The organism is Burkholderia sp. AU45251 (assembly GCF_030482905.1).
Classification (GTDB): Bacteria; Pseudomonadota; Gammaproteobacteria; order Burkholderiales; family Burkholderiaceae; genus Burkholderia; species Burkholderia aenigmatica.
On sequence record NZ_JAUJQH010000023.1, the window covers coordinates 59,914 to 77,643 of the forward strand.

16 protein-coding genes and 1 tRNA gene are annotated in these 17,730 nt (G+C 63.3%); 8 read left to right on the top strand and 9 right to left on the bottom strand.

Annotated elements, in window-relative coordinates; all coding sequences use genetic code 11:
* Positions 1-6 precede the first annotated feature (6 nt).
* From QZM67_RS31300 to QZM67_RS31325, 6 genes are all read right to left on the bottom strand, one after another.
* Positions 7-1,167, bottom strand: a complete 1,161-nt coding sequence (locus QZM67_RS31300) for a DUF1176 domain-containing protein (RefSeq protein ID WP_235996201.1) — start codon at positions 1,165-1,167, stop codon at positions 7-9.
* Between the two features lie 763 nt (positions 1,168-1,930).
* On the bottom strand, positions 1,931-2,671 hold the full coding sequence (locus QZM67_RS31305) for an Abi-alpha family protein (protein WP_301809228.1): 741 nt from the start codon (positions 2,669-2,671) through the stop codon (positions 1,931-1,933).
* Positions 2,672-2,742: 71 nt separating this feature from the next.
* Positions 2,743-3,564 carry a hypothetical protein gene (locus QZM67_RS31310; protein WP_301809231.1) on the bottom strand — a complete coding sequence of 274 codons (822 nt, stop codon included), beginning with the start codon at positions 3,562-3,564 and terminating at the stop codon, positions 2,743-2,745.
* Between the two features lie 458 nt (positions 3,565-4,022).
* The gene (locus QZM67_RS31315) at positions 4,023-5,246 is read right to left on the bottom strand and encodes an RtcB family protein (RefSeq protein ID WP_301809232.1); all 1,224 of its coding nucleotides are present in this window, start codon (positions 5,244-5,246) and stop codon (positions 4,023-4,025) included.
* 59 nt (positions 5,247-5,305) lie between these two features.
* Positions 5,306-6,448, bottom strand: a complete 1,143-nt coding sequence (locus QZM67_RS31320) for a slipin family protein (RefSeq protein WP_301809234.1) — start codon at positions 6,446-6,448, stop codon at positions 5,306-5,308.
* Positions 6,449-6,706: 258 nt separating this feature from the next.
* Positions 6,707-6,779: transfer RNA gene (locus QZM67_RS31325), tRNA-Cys, on the bottom strand.
* Between the two features lie 336 nt (positions 6,780-7,115).
* Between QZM67_RS31325 and rtcR the strand changes: the two genes are divergently transcribed.
* Together rtcR and QZM67_RS31335 are read left to right on the top strand one after the other, a co-directional pair.
* Complete coding sequence (gene rtcR, locus QZM67_RS31330; protein ID WP_175024782.1) at positions 7,116-8,735, top strand: RNA repair transcriptional activator RtcR; 1,620 nt, start codon at positions 7,116-7,118, stop codon at positions 8,733-8,735.
* A 153-nt stretch (positions 8,736-8,888) separates the two neighbouring features.
* Complete coding sequence (locus QZM67_RS31335; protein ID WP_301809239.1) at positions 8,889-9,341, top strand: SUKH-3 domain-containing protein; 453 nt, start codon at positions 8,889-8,891, stop codon at positions 9,339-9,341.
* A 38-nt stretch (positions 9,342-9,379) separates the two neighbouring features.
* On the opposite strand, the gene QZM67_RS31340 is transcribed toward QZM67_RS31335, so the two are convergent.
* Positions 9,380-9,970 (bottom strand): nuclear transport factor 2 family protein, encoded by a 591-nt coding sequence (locus tag QZM67_RS31340; RefSeq protein WP_301809241.1) that lies wholly within the window; start codon positions 9,968-9,970, stop codon positions 9,380-9,382.
* 128 nt (positions 9,971-10,098) lie between these two features.
* On the opposite strand from QZM67_RS31340, the gene QZM67_RS31345 reads away from it, so the two are divergent.
* A complete protein-coding gene (locus QZM67_RS31345; protein ID WP_301809242.1) occupies positions 10,099-10,641 on the top strand; it encodes a MarR family winged helix-turn-helix transcriptional regulator in 543 nt (180 codons plus the stop codon).
* A 58-nt stretch (positions 10,642-10,699) separates the two neighbouring features.
* Here QZM67_RS31345 and QZM67_RS31350 read toward each other — a convergent pair whose 3' ends face one another.
* Positions 10,700-11,911, bottom strand: coding sequence for an IscS subfamily cysteine desulfurase (locus tag QZM67_RS31350; protein ID WP_175024785.1), 1,212 nt, complete (start codon positions 11,909-11,911; stop codon positions 10,700-10,702).
* A 255-nt stretch (positions 11,912-12,166) separates the two neighbouring features.
* Here QZM67_RS31350 and QZM67_RS31355 point away from each other — a divergent pair, with 255 nt between their 5' ends.
* The 5 genes from QZM67_RS31355 to QZM67_RS31375 all read left to right on the top strand — a co-directional run bounded on the left by QZM67_RS31355 (position 12,167) and on the right by QZM67_RS31375 (position 16,289).
* Entirely contained in the window at positions 12,167-12,715 is a 549-nt protein-coding gene (locus tag QZM67_RS31355; protein WP_205187747.1) for a flavin reductase family protein, read from the top strand.
* Positions 12,716-12,751: 36 nt separating this feature from the next.
* Entirely contained in the window at positions 12,752-14,230 is a 1,479-nt protein-coding gene (locus tag QZM67_RS31360; RefSeq protein ID WP_175024786.1) for a 4-hydroxyphenylacetate 3-hydroxylase family protein, read from the top strand.
* Between the two features lie 48 nt (positions 14,231-14,278).
* A complete protein-coding gene (locus tag QZM67_RS31365; protein ID WP_089453518.1) occupies positions 14,279-14,665 on the top strand; it encodes a cupin in 387 nt (128 codons plus the stop codon).
* 72 nt (positions 14,666-14,737) lie between these two features.
* On the top strand, positions 14,738-15,427 hold the full coding sequence (locus QZM67_RS31370) for a DUF2848 domain-containing protein (RefSeq protein WP_301809254.1): 690 nt from the start codon (positions 14,738-14,740) through the stop codon (positions 15,425-15,427).
* Between the two features lie 319 nt (positions 15,428-15,746).
* A complete protein-coding gene (locus tag QZM67_RS31375) occupies positions 15,747-16,289 on the top strand; it encodes a MarR family winged helix-turn-helix transcriptional regulator (RefSeq protein WP_301809257.1) in 543 nt (180 codons plus the stop codon).
* A 217-nt stretch (positions 16,290-16,506) separates the two neighbouring features.
* Here QZM67_RS31375 and QZM67_RS31380 read toward each other — a convergent pair whose 3' ends face one another.
* On the bottom strand, positions 16,507-17,691 hold the full coding sequence (locus QZM67_RS31380) for an OmpP1/FadL family transporter (RefSeq protein WP_301809260.1): 1,185 nt from the start codon (positions 17,689-17,691) through the stop codon (positions 16,507-16,509).
* Between the last annotated feature and the right edge of the window lie 39 nt (positions 17,692-17,730).

Consider the following 17,730-nt stretch of genomic DNA (forward strand, 5'->3'; position numbering starts at 1 on the left):
GGTGCGTCAGTGCTGGCTGGCTGCCGCGTCGGCCCGTCGATACAGGCGTGGCCACTGATTGTCGAACAGGCCGTTGCAGGTGCCGTGCGTGGCGATATCGCTGAGCACGAAGTGCCGGCCGTCGAAGACCCACGTTGCAGTCGAGCCGCAATCGCCGGCACTGCGCAGCCTGACCTTGCTCGACAGCATCGAGCCGATCACGGCGTAGCCGGCGTCGGTCAGTTCGTTCGCGAATGACGCCGAATCGAGTCCCGCATTCGCGTTCTCGCCGAAATTCATCGCCGTCGGCGTGAACGGTGCCGTCCGTCGCACGCGATACCACAGGTCGGTGTGGTTATACAGGCTGCTGGTCTGGCACGGAATCGAGACGAGCGCCTCGTCGGCGGAGATCGCGTAGGCGAACGACGCCTTCCTGCGATCGCTGGCGGACATTTCGTCTTCGACGTCGGCCGCACATTGCTTCACGTCGCTGCCGAATTTCGCGAGCACCGCGTCGACGAGCGGGCCCTGTTCGGCGGCCGACACGCCGGCGGCCGGCAGCGGCGCCGGCACGACGGCGGGCGGTAGTGCCGGTGCGGCCGGCACCGACGACGCGGGCCGGGTGCCGGGGCGCAGCAGCGCCGTGACCGTGCCGACGCGGCCCTGCGTGTCGTCGATCAGCAGCAGCGCGGCGCTCAATCCCGACAACGGCGTGCGGGCGGTATGGGCCGACGCCGGATCGCCGAAGCTCAGCAGTTGCCCGTTGCGCGATGCGGCGAGCCAGGCGGCAACCGTTGCCGGATCGCTGGTCCGCATCCGGGCACGCGTCCAGAACGAGGGCGCGTCGTCGTTCTTGTCGCCGGACGCCTGCCATTGTGCGGGAGCCGCATCGAACGGCCGGCCGTCGACGCGTGCGGTGCGCAGGTCCAGCGGCACCGTCGCGTAGAGGTCGAGCGATGCTTGTGCGTCCGGGCCGGCATCGCGCGTCACGCGCAGGATGACGCGCGTGCGTGCGTCGTCGATATCGTCCGTGTGGCTTTCGGCAATGCAGCGGTTGCCGTTGTCGCAGACGACCGACCAGTTCTTGAAGTTGCGCTCGACCGGCGGCCGCGCGAGCGGGCGAGCCTGGGCAACGATCGGGGAAACGGCGAGGAGGGCGGCGATGGCGAGCGAAAGGCGGTGCGACATGACGGTTCGGATCGGCTGTGGATGGGCGGGCGGAAGACGTCGGACTGCAAGCGCATCGTCAGCAAGCGGGGCAGGTCGAGGGCTGCGGCGCATGCGGCGGCGCGCGTGACCGAACGGCATCGAGTATACCGCCGCAATGCGTTGCGATCGCGTCGACGACGCGTAGTGTGCGGGCACGGACATTGCTGCCCGGTATTGGTCGGACAAGTGCGGGTGCAAAAAAAACGGCGCGATCCCCGCAGGCATCGCGCCGTTCGCTTTTCATCGACCGTCGACCACGTCGCGCAGGAACGCGTCGAGCTCGTTATCGATGTCGCGTAATACGCCCTTGAGCCTAGAAGGAGCCGCACTCCGTTCAAGAAATCTAAGCTGGCTTCGGCGTGCGGTGTTGTTCTTCACTCCAGTGATCAAGGGGCGAGCGAGTTGAAGATCTTGAGCGCTGCGACTCTTCAACGTGTAGACGTCGTGATCTACGGCAACGCGGATGGTCCTGGTTCGGAAGACTGAGTTAGCGGCCACACATGTTATCGCCCCGTTGACGTCCTATGATTTCAGTGGCGAAGCCGCTTTCTCGTGTCGCTTTCCACGCGCCGAAGGATTGTGCTTCTGAGCAACGTACAGTTAGCCAATTGCCCCGCTATGGCGTCGCGGGGCGAGCGCATATGTATTACTGACATGTAGTCTTCTGGTCAAGGCCGCCGATGAGGTCGTCCGAGCCGACATGATGAGACCCGTATCTGGGATAGGGTTCGAGCCTATGGCCTTATTGCGATCCCGACGGGGCAGTTGAATTGCTCCGGTGAGATAACGTGCATGCGGCAATGAAAAAGGAACCCAAATACGTTGGATTGACGCTGTCCATCATTTGACCTCCCCCCATGGTTCTTGTCAGTGCGAGACATCCGAGGCGCGCGAGGTTTGCCAGCGATAAGCAGACGTCGTTGGTTGGTGCTGGATTTTCCGAGGATCGGCGCCCGCCTTCCGGGCAAATAATGGCTTGCTCTGGCAGGTATCCTGTAAACACTCCTTGATGATGCATTGCGTCGAACGGTAACGCATATATCGTGCGAAGTATGCTGGCGTCGAGAGGAGTGAGATCTCTAAGAATCGAAATGTATGCCGCGCTCAGATCTATGCCGCTGTCGGCATTGGCGGCATTGACTAAAAGCGTTGCCCACAGATCTCGTATATCTGCGTCATCCTCCAAGGAGGCTGCTTGCAGAAGAGGGACCGCAAACTTAGGAGGAATTGTTCGCGTAGGAGCGGGCAATCCGATCTGCGCTAGCTTTCGGTCTGCGCGAGCCATGAGATCCACCTGATTCTCCCATCGCATGTATTTCAGCTTGTCCTCGACGATACCTGACGCGAGTTGCAGCGGACCTCCGATGTATCTCGCCACAAACGTGCCGAGTTTAGTGGTTGCCTCTACAACCTGTCCTGCTGTTTTGGCAACTTGCTCGGACGCTTTTGCGACATCGGACGTGGCTTGAATTGGGTCGGACACTGGGTACCTGTACGTTGGGCGAAGGAACACTGATCAAAGCGTAAACGGCGATGTCAAGCAAGAGGAAAACGTCAAAACTCACTTTTCAGCGATGGAGATACAGTAAATCTTGGCAAATATGGACCTCGTCGGATGTGGTTCATCAGATTCCAATACGCGGAGCGGGCGAACGAATGATGGCATCCCTCTGGATACTGGTAGCTGTACGCCACTTCACCGGGCGCTTGCTTGTGCGATCGTTGGAATTCAGGTATGAGGTACCGATAAATTCCCCACATTAGATCGTTTAACATCTGTGCTATGTGGCTCGAATGGTAGGTGAAGACATTGTCGTGAAACCATTCATAGAATCCCGGGAGTGCTTTGAATCCGGCCTCGGCATCAATCTCCACGCCATTTTTTCGAAGCGTCTGTATTATCTTTTCTACATTCGATTGAAGTCTGGAAAAATTATGCTTGGAAATATCACCGCAGATTTTGATATAGCGGATTCGTTCGATGCGGATGTCTGCCTCCACATCGATGTCCCCGAACCAGACTTTTTCCACGAAACACTCATCTTCTAGCCAGGACGAGAACGCATTCAGAGGCTTCGCGATGTGCTCGACTTGAGTGCCGAGGTGCGGAGCGGCGCACATCTGCCTAAGGTAGAACAGGAAAGTGTAGTCAGTCGGTGTGCCTGCTTTCGGTGGTTGCATAAGATTCAAATAGCTCTTTTTGTCACCTTTCTCGTTCGGCTGAGAAAGAAAATCTCCAAGCAGGATATTGAAAAGTCTTCGGTCATTGGCATTCGAAAACATCAGCGTTACGTCGGTCGTACGCTTCAGTTTGTCGAAGAATGCGTAGTTTACCATCCCGCCCAACATATCCCAGGCAGCCAAGAGGACAATCACCTCTTGCTCCAAGTCATTGAATTGATTAGATCGCATATATGATTAAAGTGGGGTGATGGATTTTCTTATATCGGATCTGAATTATAAATCGACTGTGCAGCATATGCTTAATTATCGGTCGGATTTGTGAGTTTGCGCGCGCTGACGAATGGTTGCACGCTGGTCGCCTTATCAATTCATTGCATCGACCGATTGAATCCGCATGCTTGACCCGCTGGTCCCAGATGCGGATGCGGGTCTGGTGCAGCTATTCAATTTGAATGAGGTCGGTTTCTCGTTTATCGGAAGCCTGTAGTCCAGCAGATTCATGCGTTCAGCGTTTTTGCACCTCTTCCAGGAAGCAATCTCTATGTAGATAACCGGTCGCTGCCACACGAAAACGACGGCGACCGGTCGCGCTCAACTCTTGTTGCTTCCTTTCGTTGTGCGCGGCCGCCGGCCATCGGCCGCGCACCGCGCTATCCTTTCACGCACACCACCTGGCGCAGCGTGTGCACCACTTCGACGAGGCTGCGCTGGGCGGCCATCACCGCGTCGATGTCCTTGTAGGCCATCGGGATTTCGTCGACGACGCCCGCGTCCTTCCGGCATTCGACGCCCTGGGTTGCCTTGACCTGATCGTCGACCGTGAAGCGGCGCTTCGCTTCGGTACGGCTCATCGTCCGGCCTGCACCGTGGCTGCACGAGCAGAAGCTGTCCGGGTTGCCGAGCCCGCGCACGATGAAGCTCTTCGCGCCCATCGAACCCGGAATGATCCCGAGCTGCCCCTTCTGCGCGGACACCGCGCCCTTGCGTGTCACGAGCACGTCTTCGCCGAAGTGGCGTTCGCGCTGCACATAGTTGTGGTGGCAGTTCACCGCGTGTTCGTCGACCGAGAAGGGTTTGGCGATCACGCCGCGCGCCGCGCCGATCACCGCATCCATCATGGCCTGCCGGTTGCGGCGCGCGTAGTCCTGCGCCCAGCCGACCGCTTCGACGTAGTCGTCGAAGTGCCGGCTGCCCTCGGTGAAATACGCGAGGTTGCGATCCGGCAGGTTCGCGATGTGCTGCCGCATGTCGGCCTGCGCGAGTTCGATGAACAGGCTGCCGATCGCGTTGCCGACGCCGCGCGAGCCGCTGTGCAGCATGAACCACACGTGGTCCTCTTCGTCGACGCACACTTCGATGAAGTGGTTGCCGGTGCCGAGCGTGCCGAGATGCGCGTAGTGGTTCGTCTTTTCCAGCTTCGGATACTTGTCGACGATCCGCTGGAAGCCCGGTTGCAGCGCCTTCCACGATTCGGTCACGGCGGCCGGCGTGCGGTCGCCCCATGCGCCCGGATCGCGGCGGCCCGGCGCGCGGCCGTGCGGCACCGCGCGTTCGATCGCACTGCGCAGGCCCGCGAGCGAATCCGGCAGGTCGGACGCCGTCAGCGTCGTGCGCGCGGCCATCATCCCGCAGCCGATGTCGACGCCGACCGCGGCCGGAATGATCGCGCCCTTCGTCGGGATCACGCTGCCGATCGTCGAGCCCTTGCCGAGGTGGACGTCCGGCATCACCGCGACGTGGCGGAAGATGAACGGCATCTGCGCGGTGTTGCGCAGTTGCGCGCGCGCTTCGTCTTCGACGGCGACGCCTTGCGTCCACATCTTCACCGGCTTGCCGTTGGCCAGTTCCATTACCTGGTAATCCATTTCACTCATGTTCATCACCTTGCTTCTTCGTTCATGAGGCACGGCGCCCGTGCGCCGTGCCCGATCATTCATTGCGCGCCCTTGATGCTGACGAGTCCGTTCAGCACCTGGTCGAGACCGCCGAACACCGAGATGCGGTCGATCCGTTCCGCGACGCGTTCGAGCGTTTCCAGCTCCTTGAGCCGCAGCGCGGTCGGGTTTTCTTCCATCACCTTCGCGGTGTTCAGCAGCGAACGCGTGGCCGCGGTTTCCTCGCGGCGGCGAATCACGTTCGCCTGCGCGGACTTTTCCGCCTCGACCACCTGCGCAAGAATCGTCTTCATGTCGCCCGGCAGCACGATATCCTTCACGCCGACGCTGCGCACCTCCACGCCCGAATGGCCGAGGCGGGCACGCACCTGTGCGATCACGACGTCGTCGATCGACTGCTTGTCCTCCAGCAGCTCGTCGAGCGAACGCGTGCCGACCGCCGACCGCAGTGCGAACTGCAGCTCGCGATACAGGTGTTCGACCGGCTTCTGCAGCTGGCCGAACGCATGCAGCACGTCCGCATAGCACCACGTCGCCGACAGGTTCAGCCGCAGCGCGACCTTGTCGCGCGTCAGGATTTCCTGTCCGCCGACTTCGATCGCCTGCAAACGCAGGTCGACGAGTTCGACCGTGACGTCACGGTTGAAGCGCCAGAACGCCGAAGTACCCGCGTCCAGCAACCGCTCGATCTTGCCGTCGATCTTCAGCACGCCGACGTGGTACGCCGGCACCTGCGCCAGCAGCACGCCCGCCAGGCCCGCCACGCCGCGCGCCCGCAGCGCCGGTTGCGCGATGCGCTTCACGAGCGCGCCCGGCAGCACACTGTCCTGCGCGAGATCGACGCGTTCGAGACGGTGCGTGGCCAGGCCGCGCCAGTACAGCCGGCGCGTGCCCGGTGCCAGAATCTCGACGAGCACGTCGTCTTCGTAGCGCAGGCCGGCTTCATCGTCGGCGAGATCCATCGCGACGAAGTACCGGGCGAGCACGTCCGGTGCGTCGTGACGCAGGTAATTGGCCAGTGCCGTGTCGGCGAGCGGCGCGTCAAGACGCGCGGTCTGCACCGACAGGCGCTTGAACGGATCGAAGGCCTTGAACACGCCCGGTTCCAGCACCTTCACGAAATCGCCCTCATTCATCAGCAGCGCGCGTTCGTTCTTTTTCACGACATGTCGCATCCACATATTCTTGTCCTTTTCTTCATTGACCGCCGGGTGACGCGCATCGTGCGGATCGCGGGGCGACGCAACCGGGCGGGCGGCGCGCTGGCCCGGCGCTGAAGGGCACGGCGACGCATCCTGCATCGCGTCGTCGTGCGCCTTCGCGCGGGCCGTGCGGCCGTCCGGCCGATCGCGCGGAACCGCAACCGGTCCGACGCGCGGCGGGCCTTGCGGCCCGCACCGGCGGGTACTGCTTCTATCAACAGACTGTCGTTGCGGACAGTGTTCGAGCGGGATTCGAACCCGCTACACACCGGCTTGCGCCGGCTGCTCTACCCGAATGAGCTACCGAACGGAGGGCGCCCCGGGATTCGAACCCGGGCGAAGTTCCAGTACGCGCCCGTTTGCCTTCGTCTGCCCATGGCGGCATGCGCGACCGCGACGAACCAGGTTCGGCGGCGGCGCACCAGCAGGGTTTTGTGAACCCTGGCTCGTGGGCCAGCGGGACATCCGGCACTTTCTATTTAGCGAGGAGCGTGCCAGCGCTCGGATTGATGCTCGAAAAATTTCTCAAGCTGTTGAAATAAAAGGGGAAATTATTTTTCGTGACGGGTGGGGTATGCACGTCCGGTCGTCGCGTGATGCGGAAAATCCGATACAATAGGATCGCCTATTATCTTGTGGGATAAACATGCGCAAGACCGTCGCGATCGGCTTTCTCGGCACCGTGCTCGACCAGGGCGGCGGCTCGCAGCGCCGCTGGCGCAACTGGCGGCCGACGATTTCGCTGTGCGAGCAGCGCGACACGCCGATCGACCGGCTCGAACTGCTGCACTCGCCGAACTACGCGCGGCTCGCGAACCGCGTGAAGCAGGATCTGGAGCGCGTGTCGCCGCACACCGACGTGCGGCTCATCCCGCTGGAGATTCGCGATCCATGGGATTTCGAGGAGGTCTACGCGACGCTGCACGATTTCGCCCGCGCCTACCCGTTCGATCTCGATCGCGAGGAGTACCTGATCCACATCACGACGGGCACGCACGTCGCGCAGATCTGCTGGTTCCTGCTGGCGGAGGCGCGCTACCTGCCTGCGCGTCTCGCGCAGACGGCGCCGCCGCAGAAGACCGACGAGGGGCCGAGCGGGCCCGGCACGATGTCGGTGATCGATCTCGACCTGTCGCGCTACAACCGGATCGCACAGCGCTTCACGCGCGAGCGGGACGAAACGGTGTCGTTTCTGAAGGCCGGCATCGCGACCCGCAACGCACGCTTCAATGCGTTGATCGAGCAACTGGAGCGCGTGGCCGTGCGTTCGCGCGCGCCGATGCTGCTGGTCGGGCCGACGGGCGCCGGCAAGTCGTTTCTCGCGAAGCGCGTGTACGAGCTGAAGCGCGGCCGCCATCGGCTTGCGGGGCCGTTCATCGAGATCAACTGCGCGACGCTGCGCGGCGACGCGGCGATGTCGACGCTGTTCGGTCACGTGAAGGGTGCGTTCACGGGCGCGCAGACGGCGCGGGCCGGGCTGCTGCGCGCGGCGGACGGCGGCTTGCTGTTTCTCGACGAGATCGGCGAACTCGGGCTCGACGAACAGGCGATGCTGCTGAAGGCGATCGAGGAGAAGCGCTTCCTGCCGGTCGGCGCGGACGTCGAGGCGACCAGCGATTTCGAGCTGATCGCGGGCACGCACCGCGACCTGCGGCAGATGGTGGCCGCCGGCACGTTCCGCGAGGATCTCTATGCGCGGATCAACCTGTGGACATACGAATTGCCGGGGCTGGCCGAACGCCGTGAGGATATCGAACCGAACCTCGAATTCGAACTCGACCGTTTCGGCCGCGAGCAGGGCGAGCAGGTGCGGTTCAACGTCGAGGCGAAGCGGCGCTATCTCGCGTTCGCCGCGTCGCCGCGCGCGGCGTGGGCCGGCAACTTCCGCGAGCTGTCGGCATCGGTCACGCGGATGGCGACGCTGGCCGATGCGGGGCGGATCACCGAGGCGCTCGCCGAACAGGAAGTCGAACGGCTGACGCGCACATGGTCGTCGCCGGGTGGCGCTAGTGCGTCCGATGCCTGCGTCGACGCGGTGTTCGGCGCGCGTGCGGCGGAACTCGACCTGTTCGACCGCGCGCAGCTCGAACGCGTGCTCGACGTATGCCGCGTGTCGGCCAGCCTGTCGGAAGCCGGGCGCACGCTGTTCGCTGTGTCGCGGCAGAGCAAGAAGCAGCCGAACGATGCGGACCGGCTGCGCAAGTATCTCGCGCGGTTCGGGCTGGATTGGGAAGGCGTGCGGCAGGCGCTCGACGGGGTGCGGTGAAGGGCCGGTAGGGGTGATGCCTTGACGGCGGCGGGCGTTCACGTGTGCCGTATCGTGTGCGAAAACTTCAGGAGCGTTGTCGTGATCGAGATTCCTTCGACTGTCAGGCCGCTATTTGGCGCGGCCGGTTGGCGCGGTGATGCAGAGGGCCGGGTGTCGTCGCACGATGGCGACCATCCGGGCGACACGATCCTGCGCGCGTTCGACGGGTTGATCGTGGGAACGGATCGCGCCGATCGCCGCGGGGAAACCTGCGCGCGGATGGGGCTCGCGTTTCATGCGCTGGCACACCAGGATCGCCAGATTGCCGCGTGGGAACGGGCGCTCGGGACGACGATGATCGGCGTTGCCGAGGACGATCTCGGGTACGTCGAGTTTTATGTCGATGCGCAGGGGCGTGTGTTCGCGACGAATTGCGTGGTCGACGGCGTGTATCTGTGCGGATTCACGTTCGGCGAAGCGGTCGAGCGGACGTTGTGCGGGCGGGTCGCGATTCCGCTATTGCTCGACGAACGCGCGACGATCGCCTATTACGGCGGGGATCTGACGAGCGACGATCCCCGCGTGATGACGGCCGCGCAGCTCCTGGCCGGGCGCGACGGTTAGCGGCCGCGCCGTGATGCGGTTGCTCGCCCGGCCGTCCTTCAACCGGCCGCGGCTGCCTGCCGGAACGGGGCCAGGAATGCCCATTCCGGTTGCGCCGCTGCGACATCCGCGAGCCCGCGCGCGAACGCGTGCGCCGGCAGCCACGGATACCCGAACGCCGCGTGCAGCGCATCGAGTTTCGCCGACTGCGGATCGTCGATCGTATCCATTCGTGCGATATGAATATGCAGCGCCGCAATCCGCGTGGCATGTTCGCTTTCGCCGTTGCCCGCGAACTGCCAGCGGTAGGTGCCATGCCCGATCCGCAACGCGCCGTTGTCCTTCTGCCGCATCACGACGAGCCACGACATCCCGCAGACGCCGTGTGAGTCGACTTCGGGTTCCGTGCAAACGTAATACGTCCGGCAGCGCTCGAACCGCTCGCCGAATTCCTCCACCAGCGTGCGTGCAATCGCGGCCGCGCCGGTCACGCGCGGCGGAAAATCGATATCGTCGTTCGCGAGCGAAAAGCTCAGCTCGGCATCGGCCGCGAAGCAGTCGGCGATCAGCGCGGACCGGTTCAGGTCCTTTGCGCGCAGATAGCATTCGAGCAGCGCGCGAACCGTTGCGGGATGAAGCGGGAAGGGCATGGACGAGCCTCCTGTATCGGGAAATCGGGCCGCATGCGCCGGCTGGCGTTGGCCGGGGGCGGATGTGCCTTTGCCGTATAATTTCGTTTCAAAGCTAAATTCGCATGACCGTACGGAGCGTCGAAGTCATGGCCAAGCAGCAAGAGGAGTCCGTTCTGACCATTACCAACCCGGCCTGCCTGATCGACGGCACGGACACGGAATTTCGCCATCTGATCAACGGGCTGCTGCCGTTCGCGGCCCGCCTGCTGTCGGTGCGCGACGGCTTCGGCTCGCTGATGGGCCTCACCGGCATCCAGTATTCGCTGCTCGTCTCGGTCGCGCATCTGTCGCACGACGACGTCGTGACCGTCAACCGCCTCGCCGATCACCTGCACCTGAGCGGCGCCTTCGTCACGATCGAGACCGGCAAGCTGAAGAAGCTCGGCCTGATCGACAAACGTTCGGATCCCGACGACAAGCGCAAGATGCGGCTCACGGTCACGCCGGCCGGCTCGAAGCTGCTGAAGGCGCTCACCGACACGCAGCAGCGCATCAACAACGTGCTGTTCGAAGGTGTGACGAAGACCGAATTCAAGGCACTCTGCTCGGTGATCGACCGCCTCGTCACCAACGGCGACCGCGCAACGCTCGATCTCGCACACCTGATCGCGCGCCAGGAAAAAGGCTGACGCGCGCGAGCCGCAGGCCCGCCCGCGATCGCCGGCCGGCCTGACGCATCGGCCATGCTCAGTGCGCGGCCCACTCGATCGTATTCAGGTCGACCCCTTCGAGATGCATGTCCCACAGCGGGCTCAGCGCACGCAGCTTGCCGACCGTGTCGCGCACCTGCGCGATCACGCTGTCCACTTCGGCTTCGGTCGTGAAGCGGCCGAGCGTGAAGCGGATCGAGCTGTGCGCGAGCTCGTCGCTGCGGCCCAGCGCGCGCAGCACGTACGACGGTTCCAGCGAGGCCGACGTGCACGCGGAGCCTGACGATACCGCGACGCCCTTGATTCCCATGATCAGCGATTCGCCTTCGACGAAATTGAAGCTGACGTTCAGGTTGTGCGGAATCCGGCGGGCAAGGTCGCCGTTCACGTAAACCTCGTCGAGCGTCGACAGGCCCGCCAGCAACCGGTCGCGCAATGCGCCGACGCGGCGGCTTTCTTCCACCATCTCCTTCTTCGCGAGCCGGAACGCCTCGCCCATCCCGACGATCTGGTGCGTCGGCAGCGTGCCCGAGCGCATCCCGCGCTCATGGCCGCCGCCGTGCATCTGCGCTTCGATCCGCACGCGCGGCTTGCGGCGCACGTACAGCGCGCCGATCCCCTTCGGGCCGTAGACCTTGTGCGCGGTCACCGTCAGCAGGTCGACGTTCAACGCATTCACGTCGACCGGAATCTTGCCGGCCGCCTGCACGGCATCGCAGTGGAACACGATGCCGCGCGCGCGGCACAGCGCGCCGATTTCGGCGACGGGCTGGATCACGCCCGTTTCGTTGTTCGCGAGCATCACCGACACCAGGATCGTGTCGGCGCGCAGCGCCTGCTGCACCGTATCGAGATCGAGCAGGCCGTCTTCCCGTACGTCGAGATACGTGACGTCGAAGCCCTGGCGTTCGAGTTCGCGGCACGTATCGAGCACGGCCTTGTGCTCGGTCTTCACCGTGACGAGGTGCTTGCCCTTGCCCTGGTAGAAGTGCGCGGCGCCCTTGATCGCGAGGTTGTTGCCTTCGGTCGCGCCGGAGGTCCACACGATTTCGCGCGGATCGGCGCCGAGCAGTGCCGCGACGTGCGCGCGCGCTTCCTCGACGGCCTGTTCGGCGTCCCAGCCGTAGCTGTGGCTGCGTGAAGCCGGATTGCCGAACTGCTCGTGCAGGAACGGCACCATTTTGTCGACCACGCGCGGATCGACGGGCGTCGTCGCGCTGTAGTCCATGTAGATCGGACGGGATTGCATCGAAGCGGCTCCGGAAAGCGGTGTCTCCCGCGGGGCATGAAAGCCCCGCGGCACAGGGTAGCCGCAGTGTACGTGGACATTCGCGGGCGCCGCGCAACATCCATCACGCCAGTAGGGTTGTCTTTTAAACAAAGCTTTCAAGGTCAGGGTTTACGACAACTTGAACCCGTCTTTGTGTTTACATTTAATAAAAGCTAAATAACAAAGCTAAATGACGGTGCTTTGTTGGGCTGGATTCCGCAGCGGAATCCGGTGATGCAACCCAAGGAGGACGAGATGAGCGAGAACCATGCCGGAACCGGTGCGGGTGCCGACGCGCAGCGGCGCTTTCGCACTGCGCTGTCGATGTTCGCGACGGGCGTCGCGGTGATTACCGCCCCGCGCAAAGAGGGGGTGCCGATCGGCATCACGGTCGCGTCGTTCAATTCGGTGTCGCTGGATCCGCCGCTGATCCTGTTCTCGGTCGACCGTCGCAGCCTGAGCCTCGGCGACCTGGCCGGTGCAGGCGGCTATGCGGTCAACGTGCTCGACGAGACGCAGCAGCACCTGTCGAACAGCTTCGCGAAAGCGAACGGCGACAAGTGGGGCTGGCGTGCCGACGCGGCCGATGACGACGGCGCGGTGCTGCTGCCCGACGCGCTCGCGACATTCGAATGCGAACCCTATGCGCAGTACGACGGCGGCGATCACGTGATCTTCGTCGGCCGCGTGACGCGGCATTGCGCGCGCTCGGAAGGGCGCCCGCTGATCTTCTTCGGCGGCCGCTATCGCACGCTCGACGGCATGCACGCGCCGTCTGCCTGAATGCAACCCACGCTTCATTCCACCCTGGAGGACATCATGATCAAGAACGGGACTCAGCACATCGCGTCGCTGCGCGACGGACGGCAGGTCTACCTGAACGGCCAGCCGGTCGGCGACGTGACCGCACACGCGGCATTCCGCAATTCGATCCGCAGCTACGCAAGCTTGTACGACTACCAGGCGCGCGACGAGAACGTCGAGAAGATGACGTTCGTGTCACCCGACACGGGCAACCGCGTCAGCCGGATCTGGCAACTGCCGACGTCCTACGACGAACTCGTCGAACGCCGTGCCGCGATGGAGGCGTGGTCGGAGCTGCATTACGGCTTCATGGGCCGCTCGCCTGACCACGTCGCGTCGTGTCTGTCGGGTATGTATATGGGCGCCGACGTGTTCGAGCAATACGACCCGGCCCGCGCGGGCGCACTGCGCGACTACTACCGTTATGCACGCGACAACGACCTGTTCCTGACTTACGTGATCGTGAATCCGCAGGCGAACCAGTCGAAGGCCGCGCACGAGCAGGAGGACAAGTACCTCGCGGTCGGCATCGTCGATCAGGATGCCGAAGGCATCACGGTGCGCGGCGCGAAGATGCTCGCGACGAGCGGGATCATGGCGAACGAAGTGTTCTGCAGCTGCATCCAGCCGCTGCGCGAAGGCGACGAAATGTACGCGCTGTCGTTCGCGGTGCCGATGAACGCGAAGGGCATGAAGATCCTGTCGCGCAAGTCGTACGAGGAGAACGCGACGTCGGTGTTCGACAACCCGCTGTCGAGCCGCTTCGACGAAAACGACGCGGTGCTGTATTTCGACGACGTGAAGGTGCCGTGGGAACGGATCTTCGTCGCCGGCAACACGGCGATGTGCGCGAAACAGTTCCACGCGACACCTGCGCACGTGTACCAGAACTACCAGTGCCAGGTGCGGCTGATGACGAAACTGCGCTTCCTCGTCGGGCTCGGTCTGAAGATCTCCGAGGTCAACGGCACGAATGCATTCCCGCAGGTGCGCGAAACGCTGGGCCAGCTCGCGGCCGAAGCGTCGATGGTCGAGGCGTGGGTCTACGGGATGGAAGCGAAGGGCACCGTCGTCAACGGCTTCTACGTGCCCGACCGCAACATGCTGTACGGCTCGCAGGTCGTCACGCAGCAGCTCTATTCGAAGGTGCTCAACACGCTGCGCGAGCTCGCCGGCGGCGGAATGATCATGCTGCCGTCGAGCGTGCGCGACTTCGAGAACCCCGACCTGCTGCGCATCATCGAGAAGACGCAGAAGTCGCCGGTGTGCTCGTCCGAGGAGCGCGTGAAGTTCTTCAAGCTCGCGTGGGACGCGGTCGGCTCCGAATTCGCGTCGCGCCACAACCAGTACGAACTGTTCTATGCCGGCGCGTCGTTCGTCACGAAAGGGCACGCGTATCGCACGTACGACTGGCAGCGCGCGTCGCATCTGGTCGATTCGATGCTCGGCAGCTATTCGCTGAACCAGGAACTGTCGACGCCGCGCGCCGCCTGATGCGTCGCATCGCGCCCGACTTACCCGCTATCGCAACAGGAGAGACAGATGGCCATCAACAAGCTTCACGACGAATTCCATACGCTGGACATGCAGCGCGACTGGCGGCTGCCGGAAGGCTATGACCCGGCGTCCGGCGCGCAGGAACTGATCCTGTCCGGCGCGCTCGACACCGAGCGCAAGCGCGGCAGCCGCACGCGCCTGCTGCGCCTGCCGGCCGGGCTGCACACGAAGAAGCCGTTCGTCCACGACTACTGGGAAGAGGTGTTTCTCGTCGAGGGCGACCTGACCGTCGGCAACGACGAGCACGGCAACGGCGGCACGCCGTTCAACGGCTATACGTACGCGGTGCGTCCGCCCGGCGCATGGCATGGCCCGTTCAAGTCGAATGGCGGCTGCGTGCTGCTCGAGATCCACTACTACGACCCGGCGTAAGCGCGGCCGATCCATGACATACGGCGGGCGGCGGCGCATCCCGCGTGCGCTGCCCGCCACGAGGAGCATTCGATGAAAACCATCACGTTCGCGATCGACGGTCGCGACGGCCGCACCGAGCGCGCGATCGCGATCGACACGCTCGTGATCGCGGGCTGGACGGGCCGCGACACGGTCGCTATGGAGAAGCACATCCGCGAGCTGGAGGAGCTCGGCGTCAAGCGCCCGGCGACGACGCCGGTGTTCTACCGCGTCGCGGCCGATCGTCTCGATCCGGCGCTCGCGATCCAGGTATCGGGCGGGCAGAGCAGCGGCGAAGCCGAGTTTGTGCTGGTGCGCGACGGCGGCGAGACTTTCGTCGGCATCGCGTCCGACCACACCGATCGTGAAGTCGAGACGTACGGGATCACGGTGTCGAAGCAGATGTGCGGCAAGCCGTGCGCGAACACGCTGTGGAAGTTCGACGACGTGGCCGGGCACTGGGATCAGCTCGTGCTGCGTGCGTACGCGACGATCGACGGCGAACGCGTGCTGTACCAGGAAGGCAAGGTGACCGCGATGCGCGCACCGGACGACCTGCTCGCGCAGTTTGCACGTCACGACGGCCGTTTCGTCGACGGCACCGCGATGCTGTGCGGCACGCTTGCGGCGATCGGCGGTATTCGGCCGGCCGAGCGGTTCGAGGTCGAGCTGGAGGATCCGGTGCTGGGCCGCACGATCCGGCACGCGTATGCGGTGGATACGCTGCCTGTCGCGGGCTGACGCGTTCTCGACGAAAACACCGTCACGCGCGGCAGCTCGCGATGACCTTTGCGCGGGGCACCGTGCTTGCGCGACCCGGTAGCCACAACGAATCGTGGCACCGGTTCCGTTCGCAGTGGCCCTGCCGCCGGGCCTCTCGTCGGTGCGGCAGGATCGCGCATGCGGTTGGAGTCTCTTTGCTTGCATGGGGCGATCTGCGGGCACGACGGAAGACGTCGCTTGGCTTGGCAGTCTCCCAAAATGGCACTGGTCATCAAAAAAGATTTGATATATACCTATTCAACAAAGCTAAATGATGTGCCATCAAGGAGTGGCTGCCATGGCGAACTTGAACGACGAGCGCATTCTGTCCATCACCACCGGAGCGTGTCTGGTTGACGGGACGGATGCGGCGTTTCGGTGCCTGGTCAACGGGCTGTTGCCGTTCGCGGTGCGGTTGCAATCGGTGCGCGACGGTTTCGGTTCATTGATTGGGCTGACAGGCATCCAGTACTCGTTGCTGATCTCGATTGCCCATTTTTCGTCGGATGGTGCGGTGACGGCAGATCGTCTGGCGGACCAGTTGCACCTCAGTGTCGGGTACGTCACGGTCGAGACCGACAAGCTCAAGAAATACGGGCTGGTCGAAAAACAGCGCCGTCCGGAGGACAGGCGGCGAACGCTGTTGACGATCACGTCCGCCGGTTCACGGCTGCTTCGGGGGCTGGCGCGCCGGCAACAGGACATCAATAACGTACTGTTCGAGGGCGTCACATCGGCCGAATTCAAGGTGCTTTGCTCGCTGGTCGACCGCCTCGTGATCAATGGCGATCGGGCGACGCTCAATCTGAACCAGTATCTGGCGGACTTGGGAACGATCTGACCAGCGCATTCAGGCCGATGGCGAAGCGCCGTCGGGTTGCGCTGCCGCAGCTGGCAGGATCGGATGCGCGTGGCATCCCCCGTGTCTGCTGCAATGTCCTTGGTCGATTGGTTCGCATGCACGGATTCCACCGGTCACATCGCACACTCGATGAACAATGCAACGGCTCGCTCGCCGTGCATTGTTCGTGCATTCCTTTTTGCAGAATCGTCCGCCGTCAAAATTTCCTTGTGTACGTGAGCGCAACGTAATTGTTTTGCAAAAACGGGTTGGTTCCCGCACTCAGACCGGTTCCATTCACCTGCACACGCGGCGAGACGGCATACGCGAATGACAGCTCCGACTGCTTGTTCATCCGATACGTCGCACCAACCGTGTAGGTGCGATTGAGCGTGATGGGAACGAGGAACGTAAATGCCGTATTCGCCGGTGTCACGAGCTGGTTCGTGATCTCGAAGCCTCCCCGCAACGTGAGCTTGTCAGTCACGTCGTATTGAACGCCGATGCGGTAAGCGTTGATATCGGTCAGGCCGAATCCCGAACCGTTCTCTGCACCGAGCGGCGCGGAGAAGGTGACCGGATTGCCGAGCACACGCGTGCTGCCGTAGTTGAAGCGAATCCAGTCGAACCCGATCAGCCACTTCGGCGTCGGACGGAAGGCGATGCCGACGCCGTATTGTTCCGGTTCGGCGAACCGGCCCCCGTCAGGGAAGATCGCGCGGTATTTGTGCCAGGGCGTGTAGCGGATCTTCGATGCGTAGAACGCACCCACCGACAGTCGAGACGTGATCTGGCTCATCCACCCGATCTTGAAGCCGTAGCCCGGCGTCCAGTTGCGACCCTGGTTCGGTAGTCCGGTCTGCGCCTCGACACCTTCGACGTCGATGGTCGACAGTGCGCCGACCACGGACAATGCAATCGAGTGGTTCCGTTCCGTGCCGAAGCGATACGCGACGGTGGGCGCGACGTGCATGAAGACGCCTTGCGCAAACGTGTTCGAATTTCCCGGGATGCCGCCGTAGGGTGTTCGGTAACTCATCAATGCACCCGATGCCCAGGATGCCACCCCGAACACGAGCGACGGAGACAGCGACTTGACATAGCCGAATTCGGGCATCGGCACGATGCCCGTTCTCGCGTCGTATGTCGCTCCGTTGACTTGTGCGCCGCCGTGGATCGCGAACAAACCGCCGCCAATCTCCACCCGATCACCGGAAAACGCGATGCCGGCAGGGTTCTCTGCCGGTGCCAGCGCCGACTCTCCGGTCGCGATGCCGACGCCGCCCATCCCTTGCTCACGGGTGCCATAGCCGGTCGTATAAATTCCGGTGCTGGCGACACATACATTCGCCACGCCGGCCGATAGTGCCACGGCCAGCGAAATGACTTTGCGCTGTTCCATCCTGTCTCACTTGTCCTGTTGTTGCTTTTATTCGGGTCG

Excerpts from the sequence above, each read along its gene's own strand:
- QZM67_RS31300 (WP_235996201.1), bottom strand. The coding sequence starts at position 1,167 with ATGTCGCACCGCCTTTCGCTCGCCATCGCCGCCCTCCTCGCCGTTTCC.
- QZM67_RS31315 (WP_301809232.1), bottom strand. The coding sequence starts at position 5,246 with ATGAGTGAAATGGATTACCAGGTAATGGAACTGGCCAACGGCAAGCCG.
- QZM67_RS31320 (WP_301809234.1), bottom strand. The coding sequence starts at position 6,448 with ATGTGGATGCGACATGTCGTGAAAAAGAACGAACGCGCGCTGCTGATG.
- rtcR (WP_175024782.1), top strand. The coding sequence starts at position 7,116 with ATGCGCAAGACCGTCGCGATCGGCTTTCTCGGCACCGTGCTCGACCAG.
- QZM67_RS31340 (WP_301809241.1), bottom strand. The coding sequence starts at position 9,970 with ATGCCCTTCCCGCTTCATCCCGCAACGGTTCGCGCGCTGCTCGAATGC.
- QZM67_RS31345 (WP_301809242.1), top strand. The coding sequence starts at position 10,099 with ATGGCCAAGCAGCAAGAGGAGTCCGTTCTGACCATTACCAACCCGGCC.
- QZM67_RS31350 (WP_175024785.1), bottom strand. The coding sequence starts at position 11,911 with ATGCAATCCCGTCCGATCTACATGGACTACAGCGCGACGACGCCCGTC.
- QZM67_RS31355 (WP_205187747.1), top strand. The coding sequence starts at position 12,167 with ATGCAACCCAAGGAGGACGAGATGAGCGAGAACCATGCCGGAACCGGT.
- QZM67_RS31360 (WP_175024786.1), top strand. The coding sequence starts at position 12,752 with ATGATCAAGAACGGGACTCAGCACATCGCGTCGCTGCGCGACGGACGG.
- QZM67_RS31365 (WP_089453518.1), top strand. The coding sequence starts at position 14,279 with ATGGCCATCAACAAGCTTCACGACGAATTCCATACGCTGGACATGCAG.
- QZM67_RS31370 (WP_301809254.1), top strand. The coding sequence starts at position 14,738 with ATGAAAACCATCACGTTCGCGATCGACGGTCGCGACGGCCGCACCGAG.
- QZM67_RS31375 (WP_301809257.1), top strand. The coding sequence starts at position 15,747 with ATGGCGAACTTGAACGACGAGCGCATTCTGTCCATCACCACCGGAGCG.
- QZM67_RS31380 (WP_301809260.1), bottom strand. The coding sequence starts at position 17,691 with ATGGAACAGCGCAAAGTCATTTCGCTGGCCGTGGCACTATCGGCCGGC.